21 protein-coding genes are annotated in these 23,467 nt (G+C 59.1%); 8 read left to right on the top strand and 13 right to left on the bottom strand.

Translation table 11 applies throughout. The annotated features are described in order from the left end of the window. Nucleotides 1-306: 306 nt before the first annotated feature. Nucleotides 307-660, top strand: coding sequence for an Arm DNA-binding domain-containing protein (locus tag AC07W0_RS22610; protein WP_256580857.1), 354 nt, complete (start codon nucleotides 307-309; stop codon nucleotides 658-660). Between the two features lie 205 nt (nucleotides 661-865). Here the strand turns inward: AC07W0_RS22610 and AC07W0_RS22605 are convergent, their stop codons facing one another. The 13 genes from AC07W0_RS22605 to AC07W0_RS22545 form a co-directional block, all read right to left on the bottom strand. Then, entirely contained in the window at nucleotides 866-1,342 is a 477-nt protein-coding gene (locus AC07W0_RS22605) for a MarR family winged helix-turn-helix transcriptional regulator (RefSeq protein WP_017846849.1), read from the bottom strand. 792 nt (nucleotides 1,343-2,134) lie between these two features. Beyond that, nucleotides 2,135-3,085: a transcriptional regulator FeaR gene (gene feaR / locus AC07W0_RS22600; RefSeq protein ID WP_046491093.1), complete on the bottom strand. Its 951-nt coding sequence runs from the start codon at nucleotides 3,083-3,085 to the stop codon at nucleotides 2,135-2,137. A gap of 167 nt (nucleotides 3,086-3,252) precedes the next feature. Further along, the gene (locus AC07W0_RS22595) at nucleotides 3,253-4,740 is read right to left on the bottom strand and encodes an aldehyde dehydrogenase family protein (RefSeq protein WP_046491092.1); all 1,488 of its coding nucleotides are present in this window, start codon (nucleotides 4,738-4,740) and stop codon (nucleotides 3,253-3,255) included. Nucleotides 4,741-4,763: 23 nt separating this feature from the next. Then, entirely contained in the window at nucleotides 4,764-5,657 is an 894-nt protein-coding gene (locus AC07W0_RS22590) for a SphA family protein (RefSeq protein ID WP_017846853.1), read from the bottom strand. Between the two features lie 75 nt (nucleotides 5,658-5,732). Then, nucleotides 5,733-7,430, bottom strand: a complete 1,698-nt coding sequence (locus AC07W0_RS22585) for a GMC family oxidoreductase (protein WP_017846854.1) — start codon at nucleotides 7,428-7,430, stop codon at nucleotides 5,733-5,735. A gap of 138 nt (nucleotides 7,431-7,568) precedes the next feature. After that, on the bottom strand, nucleotides 7,569-9,128 hold the full coding sequence (locus tag AC07W0_RS22580; RefSeq protein ID WP_079443216.1) for a methyl-accepting chemotaxis protein: 1,560 nt from the start codon (nucleotides 9,126-9,128) through the stop codon (nucleotides 7,569-7,571). Nucleotides 9,129-9,145: 17 nt separating this feature from the next. Then, nucleotides 9,146-9,913 carry a class II aldolase/adducin family protein gene (locus AC07W0_RS22575; RefSeq protein ID WP_017846856.1) on the bottom strand — a complete coding sequence of 256 codons (768 nt, stop codon included), beginning with the start codon at nucleotides 9,911-9,913 and terminating at the stop codon, nucleotides 9,146-9,148. Between the two features lie 52 nt (nucleotides 9,914-9,965). Then, the gene (locus tag AC07W0_RS22570; protein WP_017846857.1) at nucleotides 9,966-10,964 is read right to left on the bottom strand and encodes a TauD/TfdA family dioxygenase; all 999 of its coding nucleotides are present in this window, start codon (nucleotides 10,962-10,964) and stop codon (nucleotides 9,966-9,968) included. After that, nucleotides 10,961-12,016 (bottom strand): ketopantoate reductase family protein, encoded by a 1,056-nt coding sequence (locus AC07W0_RS22565; protein ID WP_102618360.1) that lies wholly within the window; start codon nucleotides 12,014-12,016, stop codon nucleotides 10,961-10,963. Before AC07W0_RS22565 ends, AC07W0_RS22570 begins: the two co-directional genes overlap by 4 nt. Nucleotides 12,017-12,068: 52 nt before the next feature. Next, the gene (locus AC07W0_RS22560) at nucleotides 12,069-12,830 is read right to left on the bottom strand and encodes an ABC transporter ATP-binding protein (RefSeq protein ID WP_017846859.1); all 762 of its coding nucleotides are present in this window, start codon (nucleotides 12,828-12,830) and stop codon (nucleotides 12,069-12,071) included. A gap of 5 nt (nucleotides 12,831-12,835) precedes the next feature. Continuing rightward, nucleotides 12,836-14,638 carry a branched-chain amino acid ABC transporter ATP-binding protein/permease gene (locus AC07W0_RS22555; RefSeq protein ID WP_102618359.1) on the bottom strand — a complete coding sequence of 601 codons (1,803 nt, stop codon included), beginning with the start codon at nucleotides 14,636-14,638 and terminating at the stop codon, nucleotides 12,836-12,838. Further along, entirely contained in the window at nucleotides 14,635-15,672 is a 1,038-nt protein-coding gene (locus AC07W0_RS22550) for a branched-chain amino acid ABC transporter permease (protein ID WP_102618358.1), read from the bottom strand. The genes AC07W0_RS22555 and AC07W0_RS22550 overlap by 4 nt, the downstream gene beginning before the upstream one ends. 126 nt (nucleotides 15,673-15,798) lie before the next feature. Then, nucleotides 15,799-16,947: an ABC transporter substrate-binding protein gene (locus AC07W0_RS22545; RefSeq protein WP_017846862.1), complete on the bottom strand. Its 1,149-nt coding sequence runs from the start codon at nucleotides 16,945-16,947 to the stop codon at nucleotides 15,799-15,801. 681 nt (nucleotides 16,948-17,628) lie between these two features. On the opposite strand from AC07W0_RS22545, the gene AC07W0_RS22540 reads away from it, so the two are divergent. The 7 genes from AC07W0_RS22540 to AC07W0_RS22510 are packed head-to-tail and all read left to right on the top strand — an operon-like array spanning nucleotide 17,629 to nucleotide 23,435. Next, nucleotides 17,629-18,750: an amidase gene (locus AC07W0_RS22540; protein ID WP_026140004.1), complete on the top strand. Its 1,122-nt coding sequence runs from the start codon at nucleotides 17,629-17,631 to the stop codon at nucleotides 18,748-18,750. A 14-nt stretch (nucleotides 18,751-18,764) separates the two neighbouring features. Beyond that, a complete protein-coding gene (gene iacA / locus AC07W0_RS22535) occupies nucleotides 18,765-19,937 on the top strand; it encodes an indole-3-acetate monooxygenase (protein WP_017846865.1) in 1,173 nt (390 codons plus the stop codon). Between the two features lie 19 nt (nucleotides 19,938-19,956). Next, nucleotides 19,957-20,319, top strand: a complete 363-nt coding sequence (locus AC07W0_RS22530; protein ID WP_017846866.1) for a hypothetical protein — start codon at nucleotides 19,957-19,959, stop codon at nucleotides 20,317-20,319. A 5-nt stretch (nucleotides 20,320-20,324) separates the two neighbouring features. After that, nucleotides 20,325-20,858 (top strand): nuclear transport factor 2 family protein, encoded by a 534-nt coding sequence (locus tag AC07W0_RS22525; protein ID WP_169885625.1) that lies wholly within the window; start codon nucleotides 20,325-20,327, stop codon nucleotides 20,856-20,858. Between the two features lie 56 nt (nucleotides 20,859-20,914). Beyond that, on the top strand, nucleotides 20,915-22,180 hold the full coding sequence (locus tag AC07W0_RS22520; RefSeq protein WP_226926277.1) for an aromatic ring-hydroxylating oxygenase subunit alpha: 1,266 nt from the start codon (nucleotides 20,915-20,917) through the stop codon (nucleotides 22,178-22,180). A gap of 27 nt (nucleotides 22,181-22,207) precedes the next feature. Further along, nucleotides 22,208-22,684, top strand: coding sequence for an aromatic-ring-hydroxylating dioxygenase subunit beta (locus AC07W0_RS22515; protein WP_017846869.1), 477 nt, complete (start codon nucleotides 22,208-22,210; stop codon nucleotides 22,682-22,684). Nucleotides 22,685-22,694: 10 nt separating this feature from the next. Further along, a complete protein-coding gene (locus tag AC07W0_RS22510) occupies nucleotides 22,695-23,435 on the top strand; it encodes an SDR family NAD(P)-dependent oxidoreductase (protein WP_102618357.1) in 741 nt (246 codons plus the stop codon). Nucleotides 23,436-23,467: the final 32 nt, after the last annotated feature.

Below are 23,467 nucleotides of genomic sequence, written 5' to 3'. Positions count from 1 at the left end.
CGGTAGTTCAGTCGGTTAGAATACCGGCCTGTCACGCCGGGGGTCGCGGGTTCGAGTCCCGTCCGCTGCGCCATATTTGCTTCCACTAAGGCCCACTGAACGCCTGGAAGCCACGGAAATAGCGGCCTTGTGCCGCTTTTTTCGTTTTCTGAATTCCACTGGAATCCATCTCCAGCCACGGTTTTTAAGTACACATTTAAGTACGCCGCTGGCACAGCCTTTTACGATTCCTTGCGCATCAATTTTCGTATTGGTCCGTCTACCGCTGGGTTGTATTCCCCTCCTTGATGCAGAAGGAGGTGTCTGATGGCTCTGACAGATACAGCGCTCAAGAAAGCCAAGCCCGCCAGCAAGCCTTATACGTTAACTGATGGGAATGGCTTATCTCTGCAAGTGCCCACGACGAGTTCGAAGCGCTGGCATTTCCGTTTCTATTGGCATGACAAGCAATTGCGTATTTCCCTTGGCATCTATCCCGACGTCAGTCTCAAGGAGGCTCGCCAGCGGAGAGAGGCTGCACGTGCGCTGGTGGCCAACAATATCGATCCCCGCTCACATCGTCGCGCCGAGCGCCAAAAGCCTCTCACGCCGCCAACAACACGTTTGAAGCGGTTGCTGGTCGCTGGCATGAGTTCCGAAGTAAAAACTGACGAAAAGTAAGAAGGGTACTGGTGGTGATCGTGGAGCTTCAGTCGAGTTTTGCGCGCCGGACTCGCTCGCAGGGTGCTGAACCAGACCTTGAGCTCGCATCAGCATTTCGGAGGTCTGGTTATTGAACGAGCGGGGCGCTGGAGGACTAATAAGAATCTAGTATTTTGTTTGAGTTGACGGTAGCGAGCAGGGTGCGGCGAGTTCTCGAAGCCGGTCAGTGTTCCGGCAGGTTGGCGAAGATGTTCGCCAAGACTTGGTTAAGTTTGCGCAGTTGAGCTTCGGTTAGACCCTGGAAGCTTTTTTGGAATAACTCGTCGGTGAGTTCGTGCATGTCAAAAAACGCCTGGCGACCTGCCGCGGTCAGGCTGACTTGAGTTACGCGGCCGTCCTGGGTGCTCTGGCTGGTTTCCACCAGACCATCATCCTTCATTCGGTAGACGATTTTGGTGATGGTCGAAAGCTTGGCCACGGCGTGTTCGGATATCTCCGAAATGCTGGAGTCGTCGTTCTCGAAGAGAATGTTCAGCACTCGCCAACGCGGGATATCCAGGTCGATCCGCTTGAGCAGCTTTTCCATGGCCATGGCGTAGCGCCCGTACACGCGTGCCAGCCAGTAAAAAGGAAACTCTTCCTTGTGAAAGTCTTCGCTGGCAGGGTTGTAGCGGTTACGGCGTTTCTTGGGAATGGACATCAAAGGAACTGCTTTGTGAAAGTCGACGGACAATCATAGACATTTCTACTAAATTTGGCATCCGCCGCTATGCCGGCGGAGGGCGCTCAATGGTGCTGCAGGTGGGTGGATCTGTCCGAACAGATGGTCAGCTGTTGTTTTCCAATGCCGGATCGAAGCGTGTCGTAAGCCATGTGGCATCGGGCAGACGAAAGAATTCCTGCGTGCGCTGCGCTTTCTAGGCATCGATATTCTGGCCGGCACGCAGCACTGCTTCGGAGCCAGGGAGGCCGGTTTCCACCAGCTAGATGCCCTTGGCTGGATTCTGCCCGTGATACTTCAGCACCATGGCGATCTGGCCATAGGAGTCATAGGCGTTGACGCCGACGGTCTTGCTCTTGAGGTCTGTAATGCTCTTGATAGGCGAATCCTCCTGCACGGCTCAGTACAGCGAGAATGGCCCCGGTGCCTCGGCCACGTGCTGGGCACTGGCTAAGCCGGCAGTTCGCTGGACAATGTGCCCTGATCAAGCGAAGACGGGGCCTGAGATGAACAGTCGCGTGCGCCAGCGAGCATCAACCGCACCGTTGACGCGGTGCCTTGGAATTGCATCCATTCGATACGGTAGGGCTTACCCGGTTCGGGGAAGGCATCTGCGCGTCCCATCAAGCAGTACTTCATTTCTTCCACGCTAAAAAGGAAGCCTGGGCGGATGTTGGTGTTCACCGGGATGCAGGCTGCCCCGCACGCCGCTAATTACCGGAGGTAAAGCGAACAAACAGCCCATGGCCCCGGTGGCGATGATGGCAATATTCAAGGGTGTCCTTGGTTATTGTGCGCGCTGGTTGCGCCTTGGACGTTTGCGCGGTAATCCTTGGGCGGCATGCTGTAGTGGCGCTTGAATACCCGGGAAAAGTGCGCGGAGTCGGTAAAGCCCCACTTGTAGGCGATGGTGGTGATGGGGAGGGCATTGTCACCGGTCTGTGCCAAATCTCGGGCGGCGCAGTGCAGGCGTTGGCGCTGGATGTAGCGTCCGATGCTGTCACCATCGAGTTCAAACTGGCGGTAGAGCTGGCGTACCGAGATGTTCAGCATCGCGGCCAGTTCGGCTGGTGTCGGGGGCGCCAGCAGCGTTTTGTTGATCATTCGCTCAGCGAGTCGTCGTAGGGGGCGGCCGGTGTTCGGTACATCATCGGGATGTAAAGAGGGCTGCAGCAAGTTGATCAGGGCGTCCTGCAATGCCGCGCCATGAGATTGGCCGGCGCCCAGATTCATTTCCCCGTCACTGATCTGCTGCAACATGCCGTGGAGCAGACGTCCGCTCAGGCCGCTCTGTTCGATTTTGCCGAAGCGCCAGGCGTGTGTCGGCAGGAGCCGATCCACGGCGTCACGGCAGAGGTGGATCGACAGTTGCGCGATCAACCCATTCGGTTGCATTTCAAAGGACTCGGCTGAGTCCAGCAGGGCCATGTCGCCAGGGTGCAAGGTGAATGTTTGCGCACTACGGTTGATCGCCATGCTGCCTTCACGCTGCAGGACTAAAAAATAGAAGCGATCATCACCACGGCTTGCGCTGCCGCGTTCGCGGCGGATCGACAAGGCGTTAACCTGGATATCCGCGAGATTCAGATCACCCAATTGATGGTGCTGGATATTGCCAATGAAATTGTCCGCATGAGTGCAGCGTTGCGTGACAAAACGGCCACACACGGCATGTACTGCCTGATTCCAGTGGTCGAAATCGTGGAGGTTTTGCACACTCACAAGGCACCTCGAAGGGATTTCTAATAGTTTTGGTGCGCAATTGGATCGATTTTGCACATATGACTAATTACGGGAAAATTCAAGCATTCCTCGTGCCAGAAACGAGTTGAGTATTGTGAGTTTTCGAACAGGGAGGGCAGGGCCGGTAAACCGGCCCGAGAGGCGATTCAGTAGCGGATCATCACTGACTTGAGTTCGGTGTAATCGTCAATAAACGCGCTGCCGAATTCGCGGCCCGTGCCCGAGGCTTTAATGCCGCCGAAGGGCACCGAAGGGTCGAGGAAGGTGTGCATGTTGATGTATACCGTGCCGGCCTCAATCTGGGGGATCAGGCGCAGTGCCCTGGACAGGTCGTTGGTCCAGATGCTTGCGGTGAGGCCGAACGGCGAGTCGTTCATCAGGCCGGGAAGTTCTTCGACGTCGTCATAAGGCAGCACGCACATTAACGGGCCGAACGTTTCTTCGTGCAGGATGCGATCCTTGGCGTTACCCGCGAGTACCAGGGTCGGCTCAACGAAGTAGCCGGGACGGGCAATCGCATTACCACCGCAGACGATGCGGCTTTCCTGGCGTGCCAGCTCGAAAAATTGCACCATCTTGTCGAACTGCGGCTTATTGGCCAGGGGCCCGAACTGGACACTCTCATCAAGAGGCGAGCCAATGCTCATGCCTTTTAGTGCCGCGCTGAATTTCTCCAGGGTCTCATCCAGGCGTGAACGCGGTACGTAGAGCCGTTCTGGTGCCGCACACACCTGACCCTGATGCACATAACCGGTTTGGATCAGCCCACCGATGGCAGCATCGAGGTCGACGTCAGGCAGCAGCGCCGCAGCATTTTTGCCGCCCAGTTCCAGGGTCACTCGGGTGAGGTTGGCGGCCATTGCGGCCTGGCCGACCTTGAGTCCGGTCGGCACCGAACCGGTGAACGAAACCTTGGCTACCTGCGGGTGGTTGACCAGTTGTGCACCGACTTCGCCGGTGCCGTTGACGATGTTCAACACTCCCGCTGGCACACCCGCGTCCATTGCCAGTTCGGCCAGGCGCAGCAAAGTCAGTGGGGTGAATTCACTGGGTTTGAGCACCAGCGTACAGCCGGTGACCAGAGCGGCAGCGATTTTCCATACGCCGATCATTACCGAGAAATTCCACGGCACGATACCGGCCACCACGCCCACTGGCTCACGACGGGTGAAGGCGGTGTACTGTTCGCCGGCCATCGACGGGAAGGAGGGGGACATCGTTTCGCCGTTGATCTTGGTCGCCCAGCCGGCGTAGTAGCGTAGGAAAACCGCGCTTTGGCCGACTTCAAACATCCGGGATAGGTGGATAGATTTGCCTGAGCAGAGGGTTTCCAACTGGGCCAGTTCTTCGCTGTTGGCTTCGAGCAGATCGGCCAGTCGATTGAGTATTACGCCACGCTGATAGGGCAAGGTCTTGGCCCAACTGCCTTTAAAGGCGCAGTGTGCTGCACTGACGGCCGCTTCGATGTCAGATGCATCAGCGGCGGTTACCTGGGCGATGGCTTCGCCATTGGCCGGATTGATGATCGAGATACGCTTGTCGGAGGCGCTAGCGCGGTAAGCACCATCGACGAAATGGGCGTGCTGGCGTTGTAGGAACGCCTGCACTTGGGGAAGCAATTGAATGTCGCTCATGGGGTGACTCCTGGCAGATAAAATCAAAGAGGGATGGCAATGTTGAGCCAGAACTTATCGCCTTCCGGACGGTTCAATACGTCGAACTCATGTTGGTAGCGGCCCTGGATGTTCAAGCCCGAGGCAGTTGTGTAGGAGAGTTGCGGGCCCAGTGCAGTGGCGCGGCCTTTGAAGTCTCCGAATACCGCACCGTCACCGCTGTCGCCGGTGAGCTGTTTGTAGGTGTAGCCACCGATACCCACACCCCAGTTGCCGAAGTGCTTGGCAGCGACGAAGTCGGCGTGGAGTTCATTGCCTGAGCGGTATTGGGTGTCGTTGTTCTCGTAGTTGTGGTCAAACATGGTCTTCATCGAGAACTCATAACCCTGCGGGTTGCGGTAGGTGAAGGCGAACAGCGGCTCGACGGTGGCGTAGTTACGCCCGATGTTGGCCAGTTCTTTCTTGTCGTAGCGGCCGGTGGGTAGGTACAGGTCGACGGCTGCAATCCAGTGCCAGTTTCCGGCGTGCCAGCCGACCGCCAGCGGACTGACGATGAGGTCGCCCATGCCGGCGCGATCCTGGCGGCCGCCCGCCCCCATATTGACGTCCACATCGGCTGCAACCAGGAAGGCGTGCATCGCCCAGTTGCCACCGAGGATCTTCTTATCAGTGACATGGATGGCGCGCAGAATGGTAGCGGCGGTACTGACTTTGAAGTGGTCGAACGCCGGGTTCGTATTGGCAAACTTGTCGGCGGTGTAATAGGTGTTGTAGCTGATCAGGTAGTTGCCAGGCGGAGGCAGGGCGCCGGTCATGAAACCTTCGCTGCCATTGGCGTAGGCGCCGCCACCACCCTCGGTGGCGTGGGCATTCTGGGCAAGGACAAGTGCGGAAAGTGCAATAGCGCTGATCAGATGACGCTGCGGGAAGAAGTGCATGGTGTGATCCTCTATCCGGTTTCAGGGCGTAGGAAAGCTCTGGCGCGATATGCGCGCCAGGTCGGGAAAGGTCGATTAGGAGCGGTTGGAGCCGGCGAGTGACTGAGGTGTGCCAATCACCGCATCGAGATTCAGCGTTTGCTCATGTGGTGCGCTCAGCGTCAGCGGTGCCTTGCCGAGAATGAAATCGGCACCGCGTTCGCCAAGCATGATCGCCGGCGCGTTGGTGTTGCCGCTGGCTATCTGCGGGCATACGGAGAGGTCGATCACTCGCAGGTTCGGCACGCCATGTACGCGCATCTGCAGGTCGACCACCGAGCTGCCCGGATCAATGCCCAGGCAACAGGTACCGCCAGGGTGGTAGACGGTCTTGATCGCCTGGCGTATGAAGGTCTCGATGCCGGCAGTGTCCTGCCAGTCGATATTCTCGGGCGCGACGATCTTCTTGATCAGGCTTTTCAATGCGGGTTGTTGCATCAGCTTGAGGCCGGCTTGCACGGCACGTATCTGCCCTTGCAGGTCGTCTTTGTCACCCAGATAGTTGGGGTCGATGAGCAGCATGTCGGCCGGGTCAGTGCTGCGCAGGCGCACTTCGCCACGAGCCTTGGGGCGCAGGTGACCAACCTTGACCGTGAGGCCATGCTCGGCGGCGGGAGGGGCTTCGCCGGGAGTGTTGTCGAAGTTGTCCATTACCGGCAGGAACATGAACTGGATGTCTGGCCGACCGACGCCCTGGCTGTCGACGAAACCGCCGCCTTCGAGGATATTGCTGGTCAGCAGGCCGCTACGGAACGCCAGCCACTGGATCATGTGCTTGATGCCGCGCAGGCCCTTGTCTTCGCCGAGGATGCTGTTCTGTTTGTGGGTGGTGGCGTTGAGCGACAGGTGAAGGTGGTCATGAAAGTTCTTGCCAACCGGTAGGTTGACCAAGGTTTCGATGCCGAGACCCGCGAGGTGTTCCTTCGGCCCGATGCCGGAGAGCATGAGAATCTTCGGGCTGCCGAAGGCGCCGGCGCTGAGAATTACTTCCTTGCGGGCGTGGGCGATTATCGGCGCTCCATCCTTCTCGCTGAACTTCACTCCGGTAGCGCGGGCGTTCTCGACGATCACCTTGTGCGCCAGGGCGTCAGTGATCACGGTCAGCTTGCTGTTGTCGCGTACCGATTTCAGATAGGTACGCGCGGTGCTGGCACGGGCACCATTGTGCGTGGTGGTCTGGTAGAAGCCGACACCTTCCTGGGATGCGCCATTGAAATCGTTGACGTAGGGCAGGCCCATCTCTTGGCCAGCGCGCACGAAGGCCATGGTCATTGGGTGGCGATAGCGGTTCTCGCTGACCGGCAATGGGCCTTGCTGTCCGTGGAATTCACCGCTGAGGCTCTCGTTGGCTTCGGCTTTCTTGAAGTAGGGCAGCACATCGCGATAACCCCAGCCCGGGCAGTTCCAATCTTTTACCCAGTCGTCGTAATCCTCGTGTTGGCCACGGATGTAGATCATCCCGTTGACCGAGCTACCGCCGCCGAGCACCTTGCCCTGGGCAATGATCATTTCGCGGTCGTTGCAGTGTTTCTGCGGCACGGTCATGTACGGCCAGGACTTCTGCTGGAAAACCTGTACCACGGTGGCGGGCATGGTATGGAAGGGGCTGCTGTCCTTGCCTCCGGCCTCAAGCAGTAGCACGCTGCCGGCATTCTGCTGGATCAGCCGGGCTGCAACCACGCAGCCTGCCGAGCCGGCGCCTATCACGATGTAATCGTATTCCTGAGTGGACATGGGGGGGCCTCGCTAATGTCCCGAAGGGATTTTTATGAGGCTCCATTCAAGCCTTTACCAGCGACAGGAAATTGATCCTGGTGGCCAGGTTGTTGTACGTGCTTGCCAGGTTTTACCGATCATCCGGTTGTACGAATCTCAGCCCTTGATGAAACGCTGCGCAAGACTCAGTTGCGATTCGGCCAATTGGTGCAGGGTCTGGCTGATCTCGGTGGTGCGTCCTGCCTGCTGACTGGTGCGCTCTGTGAGGCCGGCAATCTCGGTGATCTGCTGGTTGATCTGCTCGGCGACCTGGCCCTGCTGCTCAATGGCCGCTGCCATCTGCTGGTTCATGCTGCTGATCTGGCCGACTTCCTCGCAGATACGCACCAGTGCCTGGCGGGTTTGCTGCACATCGGCACTGGCGCGCAGCGCGGCCTGCTCGCCACGTTTCGCGGTGGTCAGCGCGTTGCCGCTTCCGCTACGCAGGCTTTCGATAGAGCGCTGGATTTCATGAGTCGAGTCACGTGTGCGTGAGGCGAGGCTGCGTACTTCGTCGGCAACCACGGCGAAGCCCCGGCCGGATTCGCCGGCGCGGGCGGCTTCGATAGCGGCATTGAGGGCCAGCAGATTGGTTTGTTCGGCGATGCTCTGGATCACGCTGGCGATGCCGCCGATCGACTCGATAGCATCGGCCAGGTTGCCGACGGCGCTGCCGATCTCTTCCACCGAAGAGCGCATGGTCTGAGTGGAGTTCTGGCTGTCGTCCGACAGGCGTTCACCGTCGTAGGCCAACTGGTTGGCGTTCTGCGCGGCCTGGGCGGTGCTCTGCAGGTTGCGTGAAAGCTCCTGGATGGTGGCGCTCATCTGGTTGATGGCCGCGGCGGTCTGTTCGGTCTCGCGTACCTGCCTGTTCAGTTGTTCGGCGGTGTTCTCCACCACTTCGGCTGAAGTATGTGCCTGCTGGCGCAGAACCTCGCTGTTGATGCTGATGCGTGACATCACCGTAGTCATCCGCGCGCGCTGGCTGTTCAGGGCCATCGCTAGCAGGGCGCTGCTGTCGGCGTGGCCGCTATGCAGCGGCGCCAGTAGCGGCTCGCTGTATATTTCCCGGTACTGGCCAAGGATTTTGCGGGTCAGTCGGCGCTGGCGCAGGGCTGGTTGCAGCCCGGCCAGCAGCAGCGCGAAGAGGGCCAGCAAACCTGTGGCCAAGGGCAGTTGCGCGGTGATGATTGCGCCCAGAGCGAGCAGGCCAAGACTCAGTTGAAGGCCATGACTGGCGAGCAACGCAGTGGAACGCTGGCCTGGCGCCCACGGCGATTGACCACGGTCGAGGCGGGCATAGAGCGTACTGGCTGCGAGTATTTCTTCACGGCTGATCGGCTGGTAGACGGTGCCGAGCGCCGAGAGTTCTCCGCCATCGAACAGCGGCACGACATAGAGCGTGTGCCAGTAATGCCCGCCCTGCCTGTGACGCCCCATCACGGGGCCAGTCCAAGGTACGCCGGCACGCAGCGCACGCCACATGCTGTCGATGACCACTGCGGGCATGCGCGGGTCATTGATCTGCTCGTGGGGTTTGCCGATCAGTTCGTCTTCGCGCAGGCCGCACATTCGCAGGTAGGCCGCATTGCAACTGAGCAGCACGCCTTTTGGATCGAGGCGCGATATCGGCGGTTCGTCGAAGTGCGGGAGGTTGGGGTGGATGGCAGCATTCATTGCACGACTCCTCGCGGTTACCAGGGCAGCACGCGCTCGGCGCGCATCTTGCGCACCATGGCGTCGTAGAACTTGGTGGCGAAGCCACTCTCGCGGATCAGCATGGCGGTGAGGTCCGCGCACCTCTCGGCAATACCGGCTTCGAGCGGGTTGTCTTCGCCGCCCAGGGCGCCGGCGGCACACTGGTTCTCGGCCGCGCGTTGCACCGTCCAGAGCAGGAAGAAGGCTTTCTCGATGCTGCTTTCGCCCACTGCGATACCGTGGTTGCGCAGCACCAGGATGTGCTTGTCGCCCAGGCTTTCGATCATCCGGGTCTTCTCGTCTTCAAACAGCGTGATGCCTTCAAAGGTGTGGTAACCGATGCGGCCGTAAAGTTGCGCGCCGTAGAAGTCGTCATGGGTGAAGCCGCGCTTTTTCTGCACCACGGCGGAGATCGGCGTGGTGTGGGTGTGTAGGAGGCACTGGATATCGTCGCGCGCGCCATGCACGGCACTGTGCAGAGCGAAGCCTGCGGGGTTGCCGTCGTAGGGTGACTCGTCGAGCTTATTACCGTGCAGGTCGACCTTGAGCAGGTTGGCTGGAGTGACTTCGCTGTAGTTCAGGCCGAACGGGTTGACCAGGTAATGATGGGCCGGGCCAGACAGGCGTGCGGAAATGTGATTGAAGATGGTCTCGGTCCAGCCGAAGTAATCGACCAGGTGGTAGCAGTGGGCGAGCTTGATGCGCAGCGCCCATTCTTCGTCGCTACAGGTTTCGGGCTTGAGGGTTTGGATCATTGCGGTCATGGTGGTTTCTCTAGGGCGGTAGGACGCACCTGTCAGGCACGATGGCGTTATGTCAGGCGCAAGGAGCCAGGCGCAGGTTGTCATGGAACCCGTTTCGGCCGGGAAACTCCGGTGCGAGTACGCGTGCATTGGGCATCTTCAGCCACAGGCGCAGTAGGCGGCGTTTGAGGTCTGGATCGTCGTGATCCTCAAAGTTGCTACGCGAATGCATCACGGCGTAATTGTTGGCGAACTGCATGTCGCCGGGTTCCAGCATCATGTCCAGACGGATCGCTGGGTCATGAATGATGGCGTCGATCAAATCCAACGCCTGGACTTCTACCTGGCAGAGCTTGACGTTGCTCTGTTCGTGGCCGAGTTCGATATAGGCACGAAGGTAACGACAGCTGAGCTTATCCTCGTGGTAGCTGAAAATCGGAGAGGGGACCGGTAGGTCATTACCCAAGTGTGCGAAATATAGTGGGCGATAGAGCAACGCCAGATAGTGGGGGTTCCTCTCCAGGATCTCGTTGTAGACGGTCGCAGCGCTGACCAGGCTGCTGAGTCCGCCTTGCTTGGCCTTGCGTATGGACAGGAGTCCAACTACATCGGACAGATCTGTGTGGTAGGGCAAGTAGGCGTTAGTTTCGTAGACACGAGTAGTTTTCTCTTTGGAGTTGCCTATGGCGGTCACCACGCCCAGCAGGTCGGCGCGTGGATTCTGAGTCACAGGAGTCCCCATGTGCAGGCCCAGGCCGTAATAGATGATTGCCATTTCCTCTTCGCTATAGAGCTCGGCTGGCAGGCCACGAAGGAGAAGAAAACCGCGGCCATTCTCCAATTCGTTCGCAAGGTTTTGGATCTCCTTATCCAGCTCTGGTATCAAGAAATCCTCACGTATGAAGTTCGGAGCCTTTAGGCCACGATCTCTAACTTGCACCATGGCGCGATCAAGCACAGCGAGCGTGTCAGGGGATAGGTGATATATCCAGGCTTGCTCAGGGTCTTTCACCAAATCTTCGCCACGCCAGGCGCAGGGTGAATCGATTTTTTGGGTAAGCAGGGAGGTCATGGTTTTTTCCTTTCCTGTGATGGGGTAGATGTGGGCGCGATGACCGAAACGATGTCAGTGCTGCCGCGTGAAGGGTGCCGAGTTAAAAAGCGCGCTAGCGAAAGAATGTCGCGAGTGGTGGGTACGCCGAGGCCGTGGTGCTCTGCAAGTTCGACTACCGCGTCACCGATAGCGGCGAGTTCCAGAGCGCGCCCATGCTGATAGTCCTGCAGCATCGAAGTTTTGACTGCGCCCATGCCTGCACCAAGTTTCATGAATGTTGGTGGGTCGAAATCAATGCGTGCGCCATAAGCTGCGGCAGTGAGTAGCCCTTCATGAAGTATTTTCCCCACCAGAGGGGTTAACTCGGGCTCGCTATAGAGCTCTTCGAGTGTTGCCCCAGTGATTACCGACAGGGGGTTGGAGGTCAGATTGGCGAGGATTTTGGTCCACAGCGAGTCTCGGATACGATCACTTGCTCTGGCTTCTATACCCGCGTCTTCGATCAGTTGACGGATCGTTTCGAGTCGTTGGCTCTTGCGGTTATTTGGCTCGCCAAGAATCATCAGGTGCGGATTGTGTGAGCGTGCCTGTCCTGGGCTTATCGTTTCTGCAGTTATGAATACTACGCACCCGAGGATATGTGCCGGATCGAGAGATGCCAGCAGGGTTCCGTCTGGATCAACCGCCTGTATAGGTTGACCAGCCATATTTCCGGACTCGCCGTGGAAGTACCACCATGGCACGCCGTTCACGACCGGAACCACGGTTGTATGTGGGCCGATCAACGGTGCCAGATGGGGGACCAGCGTGGGTAAGGATTGTGCCTTGACGCACAGGAAAACCACGTCCTGCTCGCCGAGCAGGACACAGTCGTCGCTGGCGTTTACCGGGGCGTTATGTTCGCCATCCAGGTCGGTCAGGCGTACGCCGTTTTCGTTTAGCGCGGTGAGTGTGTTGCCACGGGCGAACATATTCACTGGTTGACCTGTGGCCGCCAGGCGCGCCGCCAGGGTGCAGCCAATGGCACCGGCGCCAACAATGCACAGGCGTGAAGGGATCGAGCGAGCCATGGGGCTTTCTCCTTGCAAATAGGTTGCGCCCGCGAGACGGGCGCATGGTGGATCAAGTCGCGAGCATTTCCTGGTGCTTGCTGGCCAGGCCTAGGTAGGCCTCAATCACCCGCGGGTCATCGGCCAGTTCGGCGGCCGGGCCCTGCATGACGATCTGCCCGGTTTCCAGCACGTAGGCGTAGTCGGCAACACGCAACGCCGCGCGGGCGTTCTGCTCCACCAGCAAGATCGACACACCCTGGCGCCGCAGGTCGGCGATGATGCGGAAGATCTCTCGAGTGATCAGCGGCGCCAGGCCCAGGCTCGGCTCGTCGAGCATCAGCAGCTTGGGCTTGGCCATCAGCGCACGGCCTACGGCGAGCATCTGTCGCTCGCCGCCGGAAAGGGTCGACGACTCTTGCTTGCGGCGTTCAAACAGGCGTGGGAACAGGCTGTAGACTTCCTGAAGGGTGCCGTCGAGGTACTTATCGCCTTTGCGGTAGCGCATAAAGCCGCCGAGGCGCAGGTTGTCCTCGACGCTCATGCTGCCGAACAGTTCACGCTTTTCCGGCACCAGGCCCAACCCGCGCCCGACCAGCACCTCGACTTCCGGTACGGCTTCCAGGGTTCCGTCGAAGTTGACTTGGCCCTTGGAGCCAAGCACGCCCATGATCGCCGAGAGCAGGGTGGTCTTGCCGGCGCCGTTGGGACCGATCACGGTGACGATCTGGCCTTCGCCGACGGTCAGGCTGGCATTGCTTAGCGCCTCGACCTTGCCATAGGCCACGCTCAGGTTTTTTATTTCGAGCAGGATGTTACGAGGTTGATTACTCATGGTCTTCACTCCGCTCCGCCGAGGTAGGCTTCGAGCACCGCCGGGTTTTTTTGCACGTCATCTGGCAGGCCTTCGGCAATTTTCTGGCCGAATTCCATGACCGTGATGCGGTCCACCAGGCCCATGACAAAGTCCATGTCATGTTCCACCAGCAGTATTGCCATGCCTTCGTCACGCAGCTTGCGCAGCAGGTTGCCGAGGGCTTCCTTCTCTTTGTGACGCAGGCCGGCGGCGGGCTCGTCGAGGAGCAGCAGGCATGGGTCAGCACACAGCGCGCGAGCGATTTCCAGGATGCGTTGCTGGCCAAGGGCGAGGCTGCCAGCTTCTTCATAGAGGTAGTCGCCGAGGCCAACCCGCTCCAGTTGGCGCCGGGCCTCACGCAGCAAGTCGGCTTCTTCGGCGCGCTCCATGTGCAGCAGCGACGATACGATGCCCTTGTCGCCACGCAGGTGGGCGCCGATGGCTACGTTCTCCAGCACACTCATGGTTGATAGCAGCTTCACGTGCTGGAAGGTGCGGCTCATGCCCATGTGGGCGATACGTCGCGAGGGAATGCCGTTGATCTTCTCGCCAAGGAACAACACCTCACCCTCGGTGGGGGTGTCTACCCCGGAGAGCTGGTTGAACATGGTGCTCTTGCCCGCGCCGTTGGGGCCGATCAGCGCGAGGATTTCTCCGGCGCGGATCGATAGGTTCATCTGGTTGTTGGCAACCAGGCCACCGAAGCGTTTGGTCACGTTACGTGCTTCGAGGATAAGTTGGCCGCTATCTGGCAGGTCCCGGCGCGGCAGGCCGCTCGGCAGGTCATCTGCTCTGGGCGCGTTGTGGTCGTGGCGCCAACGGGCTGGAACCAAGCGCACCAGCAGTGGCCACAGGCCGCCCGGAGCACGCTGCATGAGCAACACGATAAGCAGGCCGAAAACGATCGTTTCGTAGTTGCCCTGGCTGCCCATCAGCGTCGGTAGCCAGTCCTGCAGCCACTGCTTGAGCATGGTCAGGATACCGGCACCGAGCAGGGCGCCCCAAACGCTGGCCACACCGCCGATCAGTGCCATGAACAGGTAGTCGATGCCCATGTTCAGTCCAAACGGCGTCGGGTTCACGAAACGCTGGGTATGTGCGTAGAGCCAGCCCGAGACGGTGGCGAACAGCGCGGAGATGAGGAACACCACCAGCTTGGAGCGAAAGGTATTCACGCCCATCGACTCGGCCATCACCTGGCCGCCCTTGAGCGCGCGGATGGCTCGGCCTTCGCGGGAGTTGAGCAGGTTACGGGTGATCAGGATGGCGACCAGCAGCACCGCCCAGATCAGGTAATAGATCTTCTCGCCCTTATCCAGCGTCAGACCGAACAATGAGATCGACGGCAGATCGGCGATGCCGCTCTGGCCGCCCAGCCCATCCAGGGTGCCGAACAGGTAATAGAGCGAAATGCCCCAGGCGATGGTGCCCAGCGGCAGATAGTGTCCGGACAGCTTCAGGGTCAGGGCACCGAGCAGCACGGCTACACAGACAGTGAGGGCGATGCCCACCAGTAATGACAGCCAGGGTGAACCGGTGGTCCAGGCGAGCCAGACGGGCAGTTGCTCGGCGGTGGTCAGATAGGCGCTGGTATACGCCCCGAGGCCAACGAACGCGGCCTGGCCGAAGCTGGTCATGCCACCGACCCCCGTGAGCAGGACGAGGCCCAGCACCACCAGGGTATACAGGCCTATGTAGTTGAGCAGGGTAATCTGGAAGGACGGCAGTAGCAGCGGCGCGACGCCGACGATGACGACCAGCAGGGTGACGAGGAGGCGCGGTTTCATTCTTCTTCCTCCACATGACGGCTAGTCAGTGAGCGCCAGAGCAGGAACGGGATGATCAGGGTGAACACGATGATCTCTTTGTAGTTACTGGCCCAGAACATCGAGAAGGCCTCCACCAGACCAACTGCCAGCGCGCCTAGGGCGGCGATGGGGTAGCTGACCAGGCCGCCGATGATGGCGCCAACGAAACCTTTCAGGCTGATGATGAAGCCGGAGTCGAAATACAGGGTGGTGATTGGGGCGATGAGAATTCCCGAGAGGGTGCAGAGAAAGGCGGCCAGAGCAAAGGTCGTCTTGCCCGCCAGGCTCGGCGATATGCCCATCAGCCGTGCCCCCATGCGGTTCACCGCAGTGGCGCGTAGCGCCTTGCCATACAGGCTGCGTTCAAAGAACAGGAACAGGCCGACGATCAAGCCCAGCGAGACAACGATCACCCACAGTGTCTGGCTATTCAGTGTCACTGGGCCGAGCTCCAACCCTGTTTCGGAGAACGGTCGAGTGCGTGCGCCATCGGGGCCGAACAGCAGCAGGCCGACCCCGACCATGGCCACATGCACGGCAATCGAGACGATCAGCAGCACCAGCGAGTGGGCGCCGGCGATTGGCTGGAAGAACAAGCGATACATCTGTGGGCCCATTGGCACCAGTAGGGCCAGGGTCAGCAGGGCCTGGATCGCCATGGGCAGGTTTGCCAGTAGTAGATTCTGTACCAGCAACACCATGGCTACGGCGTAGGCGAGCTTTATCGGCAGGTATTTGGGTAAACGAAAGCCGTGGCCTTTGTGCAATATGCCGAGCAGATCCAAGGTGCAGTCGATGACTGTCAGGGCGAGCAGCAGCCAGACCAGTCGGGTTGGCTGGCCAGCTTGCAGAGCCGCCATGGTCAGAGCGCCGAAGGTGACAAACTCACCCAGAGGGATCAAAAGAATCCGTGTCACGGTAAAGACCAGGAGAATGGAAAGCGCCAACAGTGCGTAGATCGCACCATTGGTCACGCCATCCTGACCCAGCAGCATGGCTATCTGAAAATTCATGGAGGCAATATCCTTCGATGACAGGATTCGTATTGCGCGCAGCGACTACCGGCCAAGAAGGCAGGTAGTGGTCTGGCGTCTAACGTACGGTCGGTGCCAGGCACCGGCTAAGGCGTGGCTGCTGTGTTACTTGAGCAGCACCCATTTACCGTCCTTGACGGTGATCAGCTCGCGGCCGCGTTTGTCGAAACCGCTGTGATCTTCAGGACTCATGTTGTACACGCCCTGGGTCGCAGCCAGCTCATGGGTCTGTTCCAGTGCATCGCGCAGTGCCGAACGGAACTCGGCGGTACCTGGTTTGCCTTTTTGCAACGCGGTGGGAATGGCGTGCTCCAGCAGCAAACCGGCATCGTAGACATTGGCGCCGAATGTCGCTGGCGCGCTGCCATTTAGCTGGGTGTAATCATCGATGTATTTGCGCGCCACACTCTTGGATGGGTGATCGTCCGGTACTTCGTCAATCACCAGCATCAGGCTGGCTGCAAGGATGGTGCCTTCGACCTTGCGCCCGCCCAGTTGCAGGAACGGCGGGAGAGCCGCGCCATGGGTCTGGTAGACCTGGCCCTTGTAACCCTGGTCGAACAGGGTGGTCTGCGGCAGCACGGCCGAGCTACCCGGTGCGGCGACCAGTACGGCGTCCGGTTTGGCCATGAGGATCTTCAGGCTCTGGCCGGTGGTGGATGTGTCCTGACGCTGGAAGCGCTCGTTGGCGACGATTTTTATCCCGTTCTTTTCGGCCAGGGCCGTCATGACTTTGCCCCAGTTCTCACCATAGGGGTCGGCGGTGCCGATCAGGCCGAGTGTCTTTACGCCGGTCTTGACCATGTGCTCGACCAGCGCTTGGGCGATCAGGTCATCGTTCTGGGTGGTCTTGAATACCCATTTTTTTTGCTCCGTCATCGGTAGTACCACGGCGGCGCTTCCGGTTGGGGCGAGCATTGGCGTGCCCGACTCGGCAGCAAATTGAATCACCCCCATGGCATTGGGCGAGCCACTTGGGCCGATGATTGCGTCGACATGTTCTTCGTCGATCAGTTTCTTGAACGCCTTCACCGAGGCCGTCGGGTCGCTACCGTCGTCCAGCGAAATGTAGGTGATGTTCTGGTCGCCGACTTTCTTCGGCATGAGCGCCACGCTGTTCTTCTGAGGGATACCGACCAGTGCGATAGGCCCGGTCGAAGAGGTGACGACACCGACTTTCACATCTGCCTGAGCCGCCATCGACGCGCAGAGCGCACTTAACATCAGGGTGGACACAGCTTTCTTGAACAGCATGTCGTGCTCCAGGGTGCAAGGCTAATAAGCGGGCTGAGTTGCGGTACCTATGGGGTATCCGCATAGCCTCTCGTAATGCGCTTGGTGATATTCACCGGCGAAAGCAACACCGCCTGACAGCGGTCGGCGTGCTAGCGACGAATTTGCAGATTGCATGCCAGAACTTGGGCTGCACCAGCAGTGCGCACACCTCGCTCATCTCCCCTCTCGACTAAAAAAGCCGGCGATCGGCAATCGTCGTTGGTCAGTCGCATCGTCAGTAAAAACAGCGATTTAAGTGATTTTTTTTCTGCTTTTTATGGCTAAAAATGTATGCAAAGAGCGTGATTTTTTAAGATTTAAAATGACGAATATTTTTTTTCGACAGGTGTTTTCTTGAGCCTTTTTTCTGTTCAAAAAACAACCTGGTAACACTTGTCTGATTGCTGTTGACTCGGATTTGTATGTGTAACTTATTGTTTTATAAGAATTTATTTTTATTTATCGATGATGGGATGAACCTTTGGTAAAGCGTTACCAAACTGCACGCTACTGGTGCGATTCATGGAAATTCGCACCAAATCCGATCGATATTATTAAGTACAATTCAATTGACAATTCACGTAATTATGGCGATTTTAGATTTAGCGAATCGGCGGCCTCGTGCTCGCCACGCCAACAACGTTCGAGAAGGTAGACGGTATGACAATGGTGATCGAGCAAATGAAGGTAGGGGGTACTGGCCTGAAGGTGATGGTGAAGGACACCATCGATATTTCTGGCTATCCGACCCGCGCGTCCAGTAGGGCGCTACAGGATGTCGGTCCAGCCACGCAGAACGCCGCCGTGGTCGATGCCCTGTTTGATGGTGATTGCCAGGTTGTCGGCAAGACCGTTCTGCATGAGCTTGCCTATGGCACTACCGGCATCAACCATTACGCCGGTACTGCCGAGAATCCGCGATATCCCGGACGTATTCCTGGCGGCTCCTCCAGTGGCTCGGCGGCGGCCGTCGCTGCTGGGCTCTGTGATTTTTCCCTGGGCACCGATACCGGTGGGTCTGTGCGCATTCCTGCGTGCTGTTGCGGTGTGTTCGGCTTTAAGCCTACGTTCGGCCGCATTGATCGTCGGGGGGTGATGCCCGCGCAGAGCAGCCTGGATTGCGTCGGCCCCTTCGCGAGCCGCTTGTCCCTGCTGATTGAGTCGATGCGCATCATTGATCCTTCGTTCAAGCCATTACCGGAAGTCGCAGACATTTGTCTCGGTGTGGTCTCGGTGCAGGCATCGAGTGAGGTGCAGCGCGCTATCGACGCCGTGCTTCATGCCACCAACCTGACGCTCGGCAATGTACAGCTCAATAGCATGCAGGCTGCCTATGATGCCGGCATGGTGGTGATCAACCGCGAGACCTGGAATGCCTGCGGGCATCTACTCGATACCGGCTTGGTCGCCCCGGATGTCGCCGGTCGCTTGCAGGCAGCCGGGCAGACCAGCGATGACGCGCTGGCCGCCGCCGAACGAGTGCGCACCACGTTTACCGCCGAGGTAGATGCCGCCCTTGAGCGTTTTCCGGTTTTGGTCCTGCCGACTATGCCTGACTACCCATTGCGTCTCGAGGACGCGGCAGACACCCGTGCGGTGCTGGGAATGACCGCGTTCGTGAGGCCTTTCAATCTTTCTGGTCATCCAGCTCTGAGCATTCCCTTTGAAGGGGAATCCGGTTTGCCGGTCGGCCTACAACTTATCGCCGCCAAAGGCGCTGACGAACTGCTTTTGGCGGTCGCTGGCGAGTTGTTGCGGCGTCTCGATTCCAACCTTCTCTGATCGTGGATCCTGTCATGACTTCGCTCACCCTGGTCGGCAATACGCCGTCTGCCGCCATTACCGACAATCAGGCCTTTTCGGCATTGTTGGTCGATATCAAAAAACGCGCCCGTAGTGGCGAATTCGACCGCCTTGGCTATATCGCCCAAGACGTGATTGACGCCTTCAAGACGCTGGGGGTTTACCGTGCTCTGGTGCCCCGTCGCTTCGGTGGTGACCAGTGCTCGCCAGGCGAGTTCTGTGCCATGGTCGAAGAGATTTCCAGGGCCGACGGTTCTGCTGGCTGGGTCGCCAGCTTCGGTATGAGCCCGGTCTACCTGGCGTCGCTGCCTTTGGATACCATTCGGCAGGTCTATGCAAATGGCCCCGACGTAGTCTTCGCCGGTGGCATTTTCCCGCCGCAACCAGCCGAGGCCGTGCCAGGTGGCTTCAAGGTCAACGGCCGCTGGAAGTACTCCAGCGGCTGCATGGGGGCTTCACTGGTGGGCGTCGGTATCGCACCAAAAAACGGTGACAAGCTGGACTTGCCGCGCCTTGCGGTAATGCCACAAAGCAAGGTGCGTATCGAGCAGACTTGGGACACCGTCGGCTTGCTCGGTACCGGTAGTCATGACCTGGTGGTCGAGGATGTGGTCGTATCAGAGGAGTGGACGTTCGTGCGCGGTGGCGCGGCCAATCTTGACGAGCCGTTCTTCCGTTACCCCTCGCTGTCGTTCGCCACCCAGGTCCTTTCCGTCGTCGGTCTTGGCGTTGCCCGGGCTGCCTTGGACGAGCTCCGCGATATGGCTGCTGGGCGCATCTCGGTAACCGGTGCGCCGGCTGTGGCCGACAGGCCACTGGCCCAGGTTGAGATCGCTAAGGCTGAGGCTGCGCTGCGTGCGGCTAGAGCTTTCTTCTTCGAATCCATCGAGGATGCCTGGCAAACGGTGTTGCGGGGTGACTCGCTGTCGGTCGAGAAAACCAACCTGCTACGTCTGTCTTCGACCCACGCTACCCGCGTCGCCGCCGAGGTGGCGCGCACCGCGCAGATGCTGTCGGGCATGACCGGCGTCTACAACAGCAGCCCGTTGGCACGCTGCGTGAACGATGCGCAGGTGGTCACCCAGCATGCCTTCATGGGCGACATTACCTACCAGAATGCCGGCGCCGTCTTCTTCGGCAAGCAGCCCTTGCCGGGCTATCTCTGACCCTTATCTGGAGCCAATCATGAGTGAGAAAAAACCACTGCGCGTGCTGTTCTGCATGGGCATCAACCAGAACTTCTTCGATGCGCCGCGCGAGGAGCAACTGGAAGTATGGGGAGCGTTCAGTGCCATGTGGAACGGCATTCACGATCTGCCTGGAGTGACGGTGTTCGGCAACATGGACGATGACCAAAGCATGGTCGGGCCATCCAGCGGATACCCCTGGACCACTTACCTGCTGGCCGATGTGCCGGACATTGAGACTGTACACGCGGCCTGCAACCTGTTCCGAACCACACCGGTGGGCGAAGGCACCTACAAACTGTGGCGTTATGCCAAGGTCGAGGCCCGCACTGGCCGCGAACTGATCATCCAGCGCGCGTGATTGACATGTTGAACGAAGCCCTAATCGCCAATCTCGAAGCGCGTCTCAAGCGCTTCGAGGCCGAGCACGCCATACGCGCCTGTATGAATCGCTACATGGTGCTATGCGATGCCCTCGACGCAAGCACGCAACTGACTGAGCTGGCTGGCCTGTTCACGATCGATGCGGTCTGGGAAGGCAAGGGCGCCAAGTACGCCAACAGCTTCGGCGGCTATCGTGGGCGTGAGGAGATCGGCGCGATGTTCTCCACCTACATGCAGACCCCGGCGCACTTCGCCCTCAACGTGCACTTCCTCACCAGCGAACTGATCGAGGTCGGCACCGACGGCGCATCGGGCAGTTGGGTGATGTTGCAGACCTCAACCTTCGCCAGTGGCGCTTCGCACCTCAATGCCGCGCGGCTGACCGTGCGTTTCGCCGAGGAAAACGGGCAATGGCGCATGGCACATTTCCAGACCGAGAACCTGTTCAGTCGTCCGGTGGATGCCTGGAACAGCGAGGCGGCCTTGCCCGTTCCAAGCCGACCCTCGGCTGAATGAACCAAGACTTTTTAAAGTCGGCCAAACAAACCGACCAGGAGCCAACTGTGAATAACATGATCGATGTCGTGAACCTCGAATGTGATCCCGCCGAACGGGTGCAGGCGGACCGCGTACACACCTCGCTGTACACCGACGCGAAGCTGTTCGATGCCGAGATGGAAAAAATCTTCTACAGCACCTGGGTATGGGTCGCTCACGAGAGCGAAATCCCTGACTCTGGTAGCTACAAGAGTACTTATATCGGCAAGCAGCCGGTGATCGCCGTGCGTGATCGCAAGAAGCAGATCCATGTCCTGCTCAACCGCTGCCGCCACCGTGGTGCCACTGTTTGCGAGCACAAGAAGGGCAAGACCAACAGCTTCGTCTGCCCCTATCACGGTTGGGGCTACGCCCTGGACGGCTCTCTGCGCGGCATTCCGCACCCTGACAGCTACGGCGATTGCCTGGACAAGAGCGAACTGCCACTGGTCAGCCTGCGTACAGAGAGCTACGCCGGGATGGTCTTTGCCACCTTCAAGGACGACATCGAGCCGCTGGTGGACTTCCTCGGTCCAGCTAAAAAATGGATGGATCTGTTCATGAAACAGGGTGCTGGCTATGGCATCAAGGTGCCGGGCGAACACCGCTTCCGCTTCCCGGGCAACTGGAAGATCCAACTGGAAAACACCACGGACGCCTACCACTTTCCGCTGGTTCACAAGTCGTTCCTGCACTCGGTGGATCAGCAGACCATGGACATGCTCGATTTCGTTGATGGCTCAGGCTATGTCGAAGACCTCGGCAACGGCCACAGCGTGATGGTCATGATCCCTGACCTGATCGACCTGGAAGCCAACCTTGATGCACCGATTCCGACCCGCTTTGAAAGCCTGGCCCAGGAGTTGCGTGACGAAGGTATTGAGGACCTTCAGGTCCGCCGCATCGTCCGTGCGGTCGGTGGTTCGGGCTTCAACCTCAATCTGTTTCCCAACGTTGCCTGCTCTATGGCGTTCTTCCGGGTGCTGCAGCCGATCTCGGTCAACGAAACGGAGATCCATCACTCGGTGATCACCATGGATGGTGGCCCGGCAGCCGCCAACCGCTACCGCTTGCGTCTGCATGAGCACTTCCAAGGTCCGATGGGCTTCGGTACGCCGGACGATTCCGAAGCCTGGGAGCGTGTGCAGAAGGGGGCCAATGCTGGCGAAGATCTATGGATCATGCTCAACCGTGGCCTGCCAGGCGAGAAGCCGAGCGAAGACGGACGGATCAGCGACGTGTCAGCCGAAACAGGTATGCGCGCAGCGTACCAGCAGTGGAAAAAAATGATGTCGGCCTGACCGACCAGACCGACGGAGAACGCGAAAATGAATCTGCAATTGCTTCAGGAAGTCACCGCCTTTATCTGGCAGGAAGGCGACATGCTCGATCACAGCGAATACGACGCCTGGTTGGCGCTGTGGGCGCAGAAGGGCACTTACATCATCCCCATCGACCCGTGCGAGGAGGATTTCGAGAACAGCCTGAACTACGCCTATGACGACGCGCACATGCGTGAGCTGCGGGTGCAGCGGCTGATCGGTGGTGAGTCGATCTCGACGACTCCGCGACCGCGTACTGTACGCACCATTTCGCGTTTTCGCGTCCTGTTCAATGACGGCGAGTTTGTCACTGTGCGCTGTGCGCAAAACCTGCGCGAGTTCCGCAAGGACGTGCTCAAGCACTACAGCTCGGACACGGTGTACGAACTGCAACGCAGCGGCGAGAGCTTCAAGATCCAGCGCAAGCTGATCCGGCTGATCAATTCCGACGATACCCTCGCGGGTATCGGCTACATCCTTTGAGGGTCCGGCTATGAAGCAGATCGCACTGGTCACTGGTGCAGCCCAAGGATTGGGCTACGCCATTGCCGCCCGGCTGTTCGCCGCTGGCTACACAGTGGTTATCAGCGACCTTTCCCTGGAGCGCGCCCAGGCGGCTGCCGAGGCACTGGATGCCAGTGGTGAGCGGGTGTTGGCGCTCAAACTGGACGTTACCAACAAGGCCGATTTCGAGGCCGCACTGGCCGTTACTCTGGAACGCTTCGGTGCTCTACAGGTACTGGTAAACAATGCGGCAATGACCATGACCACGCCGGTCATGCAGATCAGCCCGGAAGAGTTCGACAGCGTTATGAGCCTCAACACCAGAAGCATCTTTGTCGGCTGCCAGGTATTTGGCACGCACATGGCGGCGGTCGGCTACGGGCGCATCGTCAACATGGCTTCGCTGGCTGGGCAGAACGGTGGCACCGCTACCGGCGCGCACTACGCCGCATCGAAAGGTGCCATCGTCACCCTGACCAAGATTTTCGCCAAAGAGTTGGCCGCAAGCGGTGTGACGGTCAATGCCGTTGCGCCAGGGCCGATCGACTCGCCCATGGTGCATGCAGTGGTATCGCCGGAGCGCATGGGAGGAATGCTCGCCAATATTCCGGTGGGGCGCCTGGGGAATGCGGATTTTATCGGCGACCTGATCGTGCAACTGGCACGGCCGGAAGCCTATTTCACTACCGGGGCAACCTGGGACGTGAATGGTGGTTTGTTCATGCGCTGAGTTTCAACGAAAACATAATGCGACGGCCGAAC

It is taken from the genome of Pseudomonas sp. GW704-F2 (genome assembly GCF_059423025.1).
This window is presented reverse-complemented; position numbering and strand designations above follow the sequence as displayed.

Excerpts from the sequence above, each read along its gene's own strand:
- AC07W0_RS22610 (WP_256580857.1), top strand. The coding sequence starts at position 307 with ATGGCTCTGACAGATACAGCGCTCAAGAAAGCCAAGCCCGCCAGCAAG.
- AC07W0_RS22605 (WP_017846849.1), bottom strand. The coding sequence starts at position 1,342 with ATGTCCATTCCCAAGAAACGCCGTAACCGCTACAACCCTGCCAGCGAA.
- AC07W0_RS22595 (WP_046491092.1), bottom strand. The coding sequence starts at position 4,740 with ATGAGCGACATTCAATTGCTTCCCCAAGTGCAGGCGTTCCTACAACGC.
- AC07W0_RS22590 (WP_017846853.1), bottom strand. The coding sequence starts at position 5,657 with ATGCACTTCTTCCCGCAGCGTCATCTGATCAGCGCTATTGCACTTTCC.
- AC07W0_RS22585 (WP_017846854.1), bottom strand. The coding sequence starts at position 7,430 with ATGTCCACTCAGGAATACGATTACATCGTGATAGGCGCCGGCTCGGCA.
- AC07W0_RS22580 (WP_079443216.1), bottom strand. The coding sequence starts at position 9,128 with ATGAATGCTGCCATCCACCCCAACCTCCCGCACTTCGACGAACCGCCG.
- AC07W0_RS22575 (WP_017846856.1), bottom strand. The coding sequence starts at position 9,913 with ATGACCGCAATGATCCAAACCCTCAAGCCCGAAACCTGTAGCGACGAA.
- AC07W0_RS22570 (WP_017846857.1), bottom strand. The coding sequence starts at position 10,964 with ATGACCTCCCTGCTTACCCAAAAAATCGATTCACCCTGCGCCTGGCGT.
- AC07W0_RS22565 (WP_102618360.1), bottom strand. The coding sequence starts at position 12,016 with ATGGCTCGCTCGATCCCTTCACGCCTGTGCATTGTTGGCGCCGGTGCC.
- AC07W0_RS22560 (WP_017846859.1), bottom strand. The coding sequence starts at position 12,830 with ATGAGTAATCAACCTCGTAACATCCTGCTCGAAATAAAAAACCTGAGC.
- AC07W0_RS22555 (WP_102618359.1), bottom strand. The coding sequence starts at position 14,638 with ATGAAACCGCGCCTCCTCGTCACCCTGCTGGTCGTCATCGTCGGCGTC.
- AC07W0_RS22550 (WP_102618358.1), bottom strand. The coding sequence starts at position 15,672 with ATGAATTTTCAGATAGCCATGCTGCTGGGTCAGGATGGCGTGACCAAT.
- AC07W0_RS22545 (WP_017846862.1), bottom strand. The coding sequence starts at position 16,947 with ATGCTGTTCAAGAAAGCTGTGTCCACCCTGATGTTAAGTGCGCTCTGC.
- AC07W0_RS22540 (WP_026140004.1), top strand. The coding sequence starts at position 17,629 with ATGACAATGGTGATCGAGCAAATGAAGGTAGGGGGTACTGGCCTGAAG.
- iacA (WP_017846865.1), top strand. The coding sequence starts at position 18,765 with ATGACTTCGCTCACCCTGGTCGGCAATACGCCGTCTGCCGCCATTACC.
- AC07W0_RS22530 (WP_017846866.1), top strand. The coding sequence starts at position 19,957 with ATGAGTGAGAAAAAACCACTGCGCGTGCTGTTCTGCATGGGCATCAAC.
- AC07W0_RS22525 (WP_169885625.1), top strand. The coding sequence starts at position 20,325 with ATGTTGAACGAAGCCCTAATCGCCAATCTCGAAGCGCGTCTCAAGCGC.
- AC07W0_RS22520 (WP_226926277.1), top strand. The coding sequence starts at position 20,915 with ATGATCGATGTCGTGAACCTCGAATGTGATCCCGCCGAACGGGTGCAG.
- AC07W0_RS22515 (WP_017846869.1), top strand. The coding sequence starts at position 22,208 with ATGAATCTGCAATTGCTTCAGGAAGTCACCGCCTTTATCTGGCAGGAA.
- AC07W0_RS22510 (WP_102618357.1), top strand. The coding sequence starts at position 22,695 with ATGAAGCAGATCGCACTGGTCACTGGTGCAGCCCAAGGATTGGGCTAC.